Source organism: Persicitalea sp. (assembly GCF_041751555.1).
In the GTDB taxonomy this organism is placed as follows: Bacteria; Bacteroidota; Bacteroidia; order Cytophagales; family Spirosomataceae; genus Persicitalea.
On the sequence record NZ_JBGSXF010000215.1, the window covers coordinates 1 to 8,994 of the forward strand.

Below are 8,994 nucleotides of genomic sequence, written 5' to 3' on the forward strand. Positions count from 1 at the left end.
CTTGCAAGGCGACCTAAACCTTGCAAAATACGATAAAGCATGATGTGTTCAATCGGCTTTATACAAAAAGTATTGAACGCCTGGGTGTTTTTATCAATTAGCCTTCTCGAACCACCGCCCCACATTCTCCTCTGCAAACCCCAAACTTGACGTCATGCCCTTGCCGCCGATACCCGTCACGATTTGCAGCCGGGGCTCGACCTCTTTTTCAAAAATCTCGTCGGGGTGTTGGGCGTAGTACCCCGCCCAAGTGCGGGCGATGCCGCGCACCGGGAAGTTGACAATGCGCTCGGCTTCATCGAGAATCAGTTCGTTGATGTAGTTTTTTACGTCAAAACCTAGTTCGTGGACTTGCGTTGCCGGGGCGTACTCGTGTGAGTCGCCGATGATGATGGAGCCATCGTTCGCTTGCTTAAATAGAATGTGGATACCCCACTTTTTGAGTTCAACGTAATGAGCCGGAACGCTCAGTTTCATGAAAGACGGACATTCTTCAAAAGCTTCGTAGCGACGGAGCGTCAGTCCGGTCAGCACGTTGGTAGCCATCTTGATTTGGGGCAATGGGTAGGTTTGCAGCATTTGCAATTTGCTCACTACCAAACCACTTTGCGCGAAAATTTCGGGAAAGAGCAAATTAAAATCGCTACCACTGCACACAACTACCCGCTCGGCTTGCAGCGTCTCGTTCCGGCTAGTGCGAACCTCTATCAGGTCGCCCTTTGGCTCGCAGGCCACCACAGCGGAGTCGGACTGGTATTTGAGACCGTATTTTTGAACGCTGTAAGAAATCAGGCGATGCACCATTTTGTCCGGTTCCACGCTCACATCCTCTGGAAAAAAAATGCTTCCCTGGATGTAGAATTCATTCAGGTAGGGAAACCGAGCCAGTGTTTCTTCTGGTGACAGCAATTCGTTGGGGAAATCTTTTTGCGCAAAAATCACCGCTGATTCCTGAGCGATCTGCCACTCTTCCGCATCGGAAGCCACGTACACCGATCCCGCCGCCCGTACAGTGATGTCGAATTCCTGGTGTATTTCCTTGTAAAGCTCTACGCTCCGCCGCCCGTAGCCATGCCAGCGTCCCGACAAACCGGAAGGAACTACTTGCCCAAAATTGCGGACGGTGGCGCTTTGTGGACGGTTGTTTTTTTCCAATAAAGCCACCGTTTTGCCCAGGCGGGCGGCCATCAGAGCATGAGAAGTACCCAAGATGCCACCACCTACTACGATCAAATCAAAGGGTTTCATCAACTCGTTTCTTTTCAAGATTGGAATATTGAGACTTCGAGAACTCAGTGCGCTGAACTATTTAATCTGATACCGCCCAACGAGCGGATAATGATCAGAATAGGGGATTTCGTCTAAGGTTTTGAAGTCCAATAGTTCTAATTTTCCCTGGTCAAAAAATTGATTGTCGATCCTGATAAAGTAAGGAAGGCGGTTGTAGGTGAAGCCAAAGCCGTTGCCTTTCTCCTCGAAAGCGTTGTGCAGCCGTTTTCGCAGTCGCCCGTACACGTAGCTATACGGCGTTTCGTTAAAATCACCGCACACGATCACCGGATGGGGCGAATCAGCTATCCATTTTTCCAGCACCTGGGTTTCTTTACTCCGCTGGCTGAATCCGCGCCGCATCAGGCGAAAGGTTGCCCCCGTTTCGCGTTTCAGGCCATCGTATTGCCTTTGGGCCGCTACATCGGAAAGATTCAGGGTCATTGAATAGAGATGAACATCGATAATCCTGACAGTGGTATTGCGCCAAGCGATATCTACTTCGACCAAACCATTTTGGTTTGTAAAGGAAGTATCCCGACGCGCCACGATGGGAAATCTGGAAAAAACCGCCAGGCCATTGCGGTAGGGCGAATCGCCCTGATACTCGTTCAATTGAAAGGCTTCGTAGCGGTATCCGGCCTTACGAAGCAGACGGCGGAAGTCGAGTTCGGGGATATGGTCGTAGTGATAAAACTCCTGAAAGCACAGGACGTCGGCATCCTGCCCGGTCAGCCATTGCCGTGTGGCCCTGATCGTGAGCGTGTCCTCCTTCGCCCGAAAAGCGAACATATTGAACTTATATACGTTGTAGTTCAGTACTTTAAGTGTGTTTTCAGGGCGGGTGCCTGAAATGGTTTCATCCTGAGAAAAGCCAAACTGTACTGTACGGGCCAGGAAGGGATAGCCCAGTGCCAGTACGAAGAGTGTTGTTAACAATCGTTTTGGGGAAATCAAGGCCCAAACTACCAAAAAGACTACATGAAACACCAGCATGACGGGCAGCGAGAGCATGACGAACCCCGCCGCCCAGTGCGCGCTGGGTGTCCAGTACACGAGGGCATAGGCCAGAAGAGTATAGATGACCGCGATTTTATACAAAGACCAAAGCAGGCCGCTGACCAGACGCATAGAGAGGGATTAAGCCGCAAAAGTAAGACAACCTAGTGAATAAATCCGTGAGTGAGGTGTGTTTGTGGAAATTCTAAAATAGTATTATCTTTGCGGCACAATTTCGGTTCAATACTAAGGTTGAGGGGATTTTAAATCCCCTTTTTTGTTGTAATATGGTCACAAAAGAGCAAATTCAAGCGTTTCTGGAACCCTTGCTGGAAGATGGAAAATATTTCACCGTCGATATTCAGTTTAAGCCCGTGCGGGGAAGCCAGAAAGTGCTTATTATGCTGGATAGTGACGAGGGGATCACGATTCAGGAGTGTGCCGATGTCAGCCGCCAACTGGGCCAGGATATGGAAGCTGCGGAGGTATTGGACACTGCTTATACACTTGAAGTGTCGTCGCCTGGCTTGGATCAGCCTTTGCGGTTGCTTCGTCAGTTTCGCAAGAATATTGGCCGCAACCTGAAAGTGACGCTGAATAGTGGGGAGAGCTTGACCGGAACGTTGCTGGAAGCCAAAGAAAACAGCATTGTGCTACAACTACCGACCCCTAAGAAGAAGTTGAAAGTACCCTTGGATGAAGCATCGCTGCGACCCGAGTTGAATCTCGACGCCATCGCGAAAGCCATCGTTCAGGTGTCATTTAAGTAATTGGATTCACCTTAAATTGGTGTATTTCGAAAATCGAACTACCGATTTTTAATTATCAATAACTAATTATAATTTGTCCATTAAAAGTATGGATAGCTCCATTTTAATAGATTCGTTCGCTGATTTTGCCAGCACGAAAGCCATTGATCGTCCTACGATGATCAGTATTCTGGAAGAAGTATTCCGCACCATGATTCGTAAGAAGTACGGTACGGACGACAATTTTGACGTGATCATTAACCCCGAAAACGGTGACCTCGAGATGTGGCGTACCCGCGAAATCGTGGACGACGAATCAGAGGATATCTGGGATCATGACAAAATTCCGCTTTCGGAGGCCCAAAAGATCGAGGAAGACTTTGAAGTAGGTGAAGAGGTTGCCGAGGAGGTTAAGCTGGAAGAGTTCGGCCGCCGTCTTGTGCAGACTGCCCGGCAGACCTTGATTCAGAAGATCAAGGATCTTGAAAAGGAACTGCTTTACGAAAAGTACAAAGACCAGGTCGGGGAACTGATCACGGGCGAAGTGTATCAAACACTGCGCCATGAGCTGATCGTGCTGGACGAAGACGGCAACGAACTAACGATGCCGCGAAATGAACAGATTCCTAAAGATCGTTTCCGCAAAGGTGAAAGCGTAAAGGCAATCATCCATAAGGTGGAAATGAACAACGGCACGCCGCGCGTAATGCTTTCCCGTACTTCGCCAATGTTTCTGGAAAGGTTATTCGAAATTGAAATTCCTGAAATCTACGACGGCCTGATTTCGGTGCGCCGTATCGTGCGCGAACCCGGCGACCGCGCCAAGGTAGCCGTGGAATCGTACGACGACCGCATCGACCCGGTGGGTGCCTGCGTGGGCATGAAAGGTTCCCGTATCCACAGTATAGTGCGGGAGCTTAACAATGAGAACATCGACGTTATCAATTATACCGAGAACCTCGAACTACTCATCAGCCGTTCGCTCAGCCCGGCCAAGGTCACATCCATGCACATCGACCACGATGCCAAGCGCGTGTCGGTGTACCTGAAACCCGACCAAGTTTCGCTGGCTATCGGTAAGGGCGGACAAAACATTAAACTGGCCGGAAAGCTGGTAGGTATGGAAATTGATGTCTTCCGGGATGTTGAAGAATTGGCCGAAGAAGATGTGGATCTCTCGGAATTCGACGATGAAATAGAAGATTGGATGATCGTGGAATTCCGTAAAATTGGCCTCGATACCGCCCGGAGCGTGCTGGCCCTGAGTACGGAGGAACTCGTCCGTCGCACCGACCTGGAAGAAAATACCATCGAGGAAATCCTCGACATTTTGCGTAAGGAGTTTGAGTAAGAGTTAGGCAGTCATTTTTCTGCCCGCCCCCGTTCAGACAATGCTTGCTTATTTTAATTACCCATAGAAGAATAATTTTCGTTAATTGCTGAATATGGCAGAAGAAAAAATGATGCGCCTGAGCCAAGTGGCACGTATCCTGAACGTAGGAACTTCTACGATCGTGGATTATTTGTCCACTGAGGGCTTCAAGGTCGAGTCTAATCCCAATACCAAATTGAATGCGGCTCAGATTGACTCTTTGGCCAAAGAGTACGATTTGGATAAGCTGAAAAATTCGGGTGGGCGGAACAAACCAGCCGCCGAACCCGAACCTGAGAAGCAGGAGGACGAGCAGCCCAGTGACGTGGACGAGGTACTTTACTTCCGCACGCCACCCGCCCCGGTAGCCGAGAAGAAAGAGGAAAAGCCAAGCGAGGAAAAGCCCGTCGAGGAAAATCGTATGCCTGCTGAGGCCAAACTACCGGGTATCAAAGTGGTCGGTAAGATCGACCTCGATGGTCGCAGACCCGTGGCCAAGCATAAGCCCGAAGTGAAACCCACTCCGGTAACTAAGCAGGAGCCAGTAGCCCCCGAGCCTGTTGCGCCGAAACCTGAAGCCGAGGTCAAAGTTCCCGAAGTAAAAGAAGAGAAGCCTACTCCGCCCGCCGAGCCAGTGAAAGCAGCGGAGCCGGAGCCAACTCCTGTTGCCGAACCCGTTGCCGAGAAAGCCCCCGAGCCAGTAGTCGAGCAGCCAAAGGAAGTACAACCTGAGGAAGCAGCACCCGTTGCTGAAGAGAAAAAGAAACCGGAAGCCGAAGCGTCGGCTCCTGATGAGGTTAACGAAGAAGCAGAAGTCGACGAGGCGAGTGTGATTGAGGCCAAAGGCAAACAATTGCGCGGCCTGAAAGTAGTTGGCAAGATCGAACTCCCTTCCGAACGCTCCAAGAAGAAAGACGGCTCGGACAGTGACAGCGACAAAAAACGCAAACGCAAGCGAAAACGCATTCGCGATAATCGTGGCGAAGCGAAGCCCGTACCGGGAGCCGCTACCGGAACGCCCGTTCCTCGTTCCACCACGACTGCAAAAAGCACTACCAGTTCGGGTACCACCGCACGCGGGAAGTCTAGCCGACGAGGTGGACGCCGCGAGGAAGTTTCCGACAAAGAGGTTGCTGACAACATCAAGGCCACAATGGCCCGTATGGGTAGTGGCACCGTTACCCAACAGAGAGGCCGTGCCGCACGCAGCCGCCGCCGAGATCGCGCCGATCAGGACGACAGCAACTTTGATCAGGACGAAACAAAGGTACTGCGCGTGACCGAGTACATCTCGGCCAACGAACTGGCTTCCCTAATGGATGTCAGTGTGCAGGAAGTTATTTCGGTCTGCCTGAGCATGGGTATGTTCGTGTCTATCAACCAGCGTATCGACGCCGAAGCCATCACTTTTATTGCCGACGAATTTGGCTATGAAGTGGAATTTATTTCCGCTGAGGAGGAGATTCAAAACGAGGTAGTTGACATAATCGACGCACCCGAAGACATGGAGGAACGCGCCCCGATCGTCACGATCATGGGACACGTAGATCACGGCAAGACCTCGTTGCTTGACTACATACGTTCAGAAAACGTCGCCAGCGGTGAAGCGGGCGGTATTACGCAGCACATCGGGGCATATAGCGTCAATACGAAATCGGGCAAGCAGGTAACGTTCCTCGATACACCCGGTCATGAAGCCTTTACTGCCATGCGAGCACGCGGTGCAAAAGTTACCGACGTGGTTATCATCGTGATTGCGGCGGACGACAGCGTGATGCCCCAGACGCGCGAGGCGATCAACCACGCGCAGGTGGCGGGCGTTCCCATTGTTTTCGCGTTCAGTAAAGTTGATAAGCCCGGTGCCAATACCGAGAAAATACGGGAAGAACTTTCCCAAATGAACTACCTGGTTGAAGACTGGGGTGGTAAGTACCAATCACAGGAAATTTCTTCGAAGTCCGGTTTGGGTATCGACGACCTGTTGGAAAAAGTACTGCTGGAATCCGAACTTCTTGAACTGAAAGCCAATCCTGACCGTCGTGCGGTCGGAACGGTGGTGGAAGCTTCACTTGACAAAGGACGCGGCTACGTAACCACGATTTTGGTACAGGCTGGTACGCTGAAAGTGGGCGACATTATCCTTGCTGGTGCGCACCATGGCCGCGTGAAGGCCATGACCGACCATCTTGGAAAAAAACTGAGAAAAGCCGGGCCTTCCGATCCGGTGCAAGTACTGGGACTGAACGGAGCCCCCCAGTCGGGCGATAAGTTCAACGTTATGGAACAGGAACGCGACGCCCGTGAACTGGCCACAAAACGTGAGCAAATTCTGCGTGAGCAGACCATCCGTTCCCGCAAGCACATTACGCTGGAAGAGATTGGCCGACGCAAAGCCATTGGTTCTTTCAAAGAACTCAACCTGATTGTGAAAGGCGACGTAGACGGTTCAGTAGAAGCCCTTTCGGACTCTCTGCTGCAACTTTCAACTTCCGAGATTCAGGTCAACACCATTCACAAGGCGGTGGGACAGATATCAGAGTCAGACGTCAACCTGGCCATTGCTTCCGATGCCATCATCGTGGGCTTCCAGGTGCGACCTTCGCCGAGTGCCAAGCGCATGGCCGAGCAGGAGCAGATCGAAATCCGCCACTACTCGGTTATTTACCAGGCTATTGACGAGATCAAAGACGCCATGACGGGCATGTTGGCCCCTACGGTGGAGGAAATCGTGACCGGAAATATTCAGATTCGCGAAGTGTTCAAGATCAGTCGTATCGGTACTATCGCGGGTTGTTACGTGACAGACGGTTACGTGAAGCGCAATAACAAAATTCGTATCATTCGCGACGGTATTGTGATTCATACGGGTGAGATCGACTCACTGAAACGCTTCAAAGATGATGTTACTGAGGTGAAGTCTGGCTATGAATGTGGTCTGAATATCAAGAACTTCAACGACATTGAAGAAAACGACATCATTGAAAGCTTCGAACTCAAGGAGGTTAAGAGAACGCTTAAGGACAGTTAATTCCAGGCGCTGGATGTGCGCGCAGCTACAATTATTTTAACAATAAAAAAAGCAGGCTCTCGTGCCTGCTTTTTTTATTGCCATCTGAGTACAGCAATCGAGTTTCACATAAAACATTTCCGGGAAGGGCACAGTTTTTTACCTGTCAGTAATCTATAAATACTCATCAACAACAAAACCATGGATAACGATAGCAAATCAGAAGACACCCAGGACAACTCACTGGCTCACGCTCTGAAAGAAAAAAAGGAAGATAAACCGAAGACCTACGACCCGGATCGTTACCTGCCCACATCAACTAGTGAGCAACCTTATGAGCCAGAGAAACCCTTGGAGGAGAAAGATCCCAGTGATGGGTACAGTACCAATCCGGCACAGGGCAAAGAAGAAGCCTCGCTGCATTTGGCGGATGAGGACATGGACCGCCGCCTTGAAGATCCTGTGAAGGAAGCCGAGAACTTAAAGGAGAGTCTTGAAAAAAGTAAGAAAACTTCCGCCAGGGAAAGCGGGAAATAATTGATAACAGAAAGTCACATCAACCTCTTTTTTTAAATCAAAATATATTATGCAAGACAAAAAAGACGCCAAGCCAGAGAAGAAGTTCGTTCAAGACGAAGAAGCCAGCCAACGGATCGATGAGGAGCGTGTAGTTCAAACGCATTCCAACCTTGGATTGGTAGATGCTCGTCCGGGAGAAAGTACCTTCCAGACGGGTACCAAAAATCACAGTACCCAAATGGATCACGCCTTCGACGAGGTTCCCGAGCCCATCGCCGATGAAGTCGCGCTGGAAGACGACCTCTCAGATATAGTCACGATAAGTGAAGAAAATACGAACGTAGATGTTCCCAAGGAATAGCTGAGAGGGCTGGGTTATATATTTATTGGTAAGCTTCCATAATGTATTCGGCGGCTTTTCTGGCAGACAGTTCATGCGTTTCCCCTAGCACGAGGTGATAGGCGTATGGTACCCGCAGTAGTTTCAGTTTGTCGGCGAGTAGTTCACCCTGTCGGGGAGAAACTAGTTCGTCCGCTTCGCCATATACCAGGATGGTACGAGGCGATCGGGGTGTAGCCAAATAGAAGGGACTGTCGTCTTTGAAAATATCGATCGGCCCACCGTAGGAATAGCCCGTCAAGAGTTCTACTTTCGACCATAACGTTTTATCCAACCACGCCCGCAGTGACAATTCCGTAGGAGCAGACACCGCCACTATTGCACCAATCGTAGTGTCAGTCGATTTGTAAGCGTATGTAAGGGCGATATGACCGCCGGCACTAAATCCAGTCAATCGAAAACGGTCTTTTCTTATGTTGTACTTGTCGGCATTGTTTATCAAAAAATCTACTACATCGGCCAAATCTGCCAATTGCAATGAAAGTAGATTGTTTTTGCCACTGCTCACTCGGTAGTTAATATTGACGATGGCCAAATTCTTCCTTTGGTTTTTCAATATATCGACCGTCGGTTTAAGGAACGATTTGTCCCCACTCACCCAACCTCCACCGTGCAGCAATATAACCACCTCGGCACGTGAACTGTCCTCGGCTACGGGTAAATGCAAATCAAGAGTCAG

At 50.1% G+C, this 8,994-nt stretch carries 8 protein-coding genes; 5 read left to right on the plus strand and 3 right to left on the minus strand.

All coding sequences use genetic code 11. From position 1 onward, the window contains the following. Positions 1-93: 93 nt before the first annotated feature. On the minus strand, positions 94-1,266 hold the full coding sequence (locus tag ACEW8P_RS07805; RefSeq protein ID WP_373512531.1) for a TIGR03364 family FAD-dependent oxidoreductase: 1,173 nt from the start codon (positions 1,264-1,266) through the stop codon (positions 94-96). A 39-nt stretch (positions 1,267-1,305) separates the two neighbouring features. Beyond that, positions 1,306-2,400 carry an endonuclease/exonuclease/phosphatase family protein gene (locus ACEW8P_RS07810; RefSeq protein WP_373512532.1) on the minus strand — a complete coding sequence of 365 codons (1,095 nt, stop codon included), beginning with the start codon at positions 2,398-2,400 and terminating at the stop codon, positions 1,306-1,308. A gap of 155 nt (positions 2,401-2,555) precedes the next feature. Between ACEW8P_RS07810 and rimP the strand changes: the two genes are divergently transcribed. The 5 genes from rimP (at position 2,556) to ACEW8P_RS07835 (ending at position 8,276) form a co-directional block, all read left to right on the plus strand. Next, positions 2,556-3,038 (plus strand): ribosome maturation factor RimP, encoded by a 483-nt coding sequence (gene rimP, locus ACEW8P_RS07815; RefSeq protein ID WP_373512533.1) that lies wholly within the window; start codon positions 2,556-2,558, stop codon positions 3,036-3,038. Positions 3,039-3,126: 88 nt separating this feature from the next. After that, entirely contained in the window at positions 3,127-4,368 is a 1,242-nt protein-coding gene (nusA, locus tag ACEW8P_RS07820) for a transcription termination factor NusA (RefSeq protein ID WP_373512534.1), read from the plus strand. Positions 4,369-4,462: 94 nt separating this feature from the next. Continuing rightward, positions 4,463-7,417: a translation initiation factor IF-2 gene (gene infB, locus ACEW8P_RS07825; protein ID WP_373512535.1), complete on the plus strand. Its 2,955-nt coding sequence runs from the start codon at positions 4,463-4,465 to the stop codon at positions 7,415-7,417. A 180-nt stretch (positions 7,418-7,597) separates the two neighbouring features. Further along, positions 7,598-7,933, plus strand: a complete 336-nt coding sequence (locus tag ACEW8P_RS07830; RefSeq protein ID WP_373512536.1) for a hypothetical protein — start codon at positions 7,598-7,600, stop codon at positions 7,931-7,933. Between the two features lie 49 nt (positions 7,934-7,982). Next, positions 7,983-8,276, plus strand: coding sequence for a hypothetical protein (locus ACEW8P_RS07835; protein ID WP_373512537.1), 294 nt, complete (start codon positions 7,983-7,985; stop codon positions 8,274-8,276). A 22-nt stretch (positions 8,277-8,298) separates the two neighbouring features. On the opposite strand, the gene ACEW8P_RS07840 is transcribed toward ACEW8P_RS07835, so the two are convergent. Further along, positions 8,299-8,994, minus strand: a 696-nt coding sequence (locus ACEW8P_RS07840; protein WP_373512538.1) for an alpha/beta hydrolase fold domain-containing protein, incomplete at its 5' end; no start/stop codon positions are given.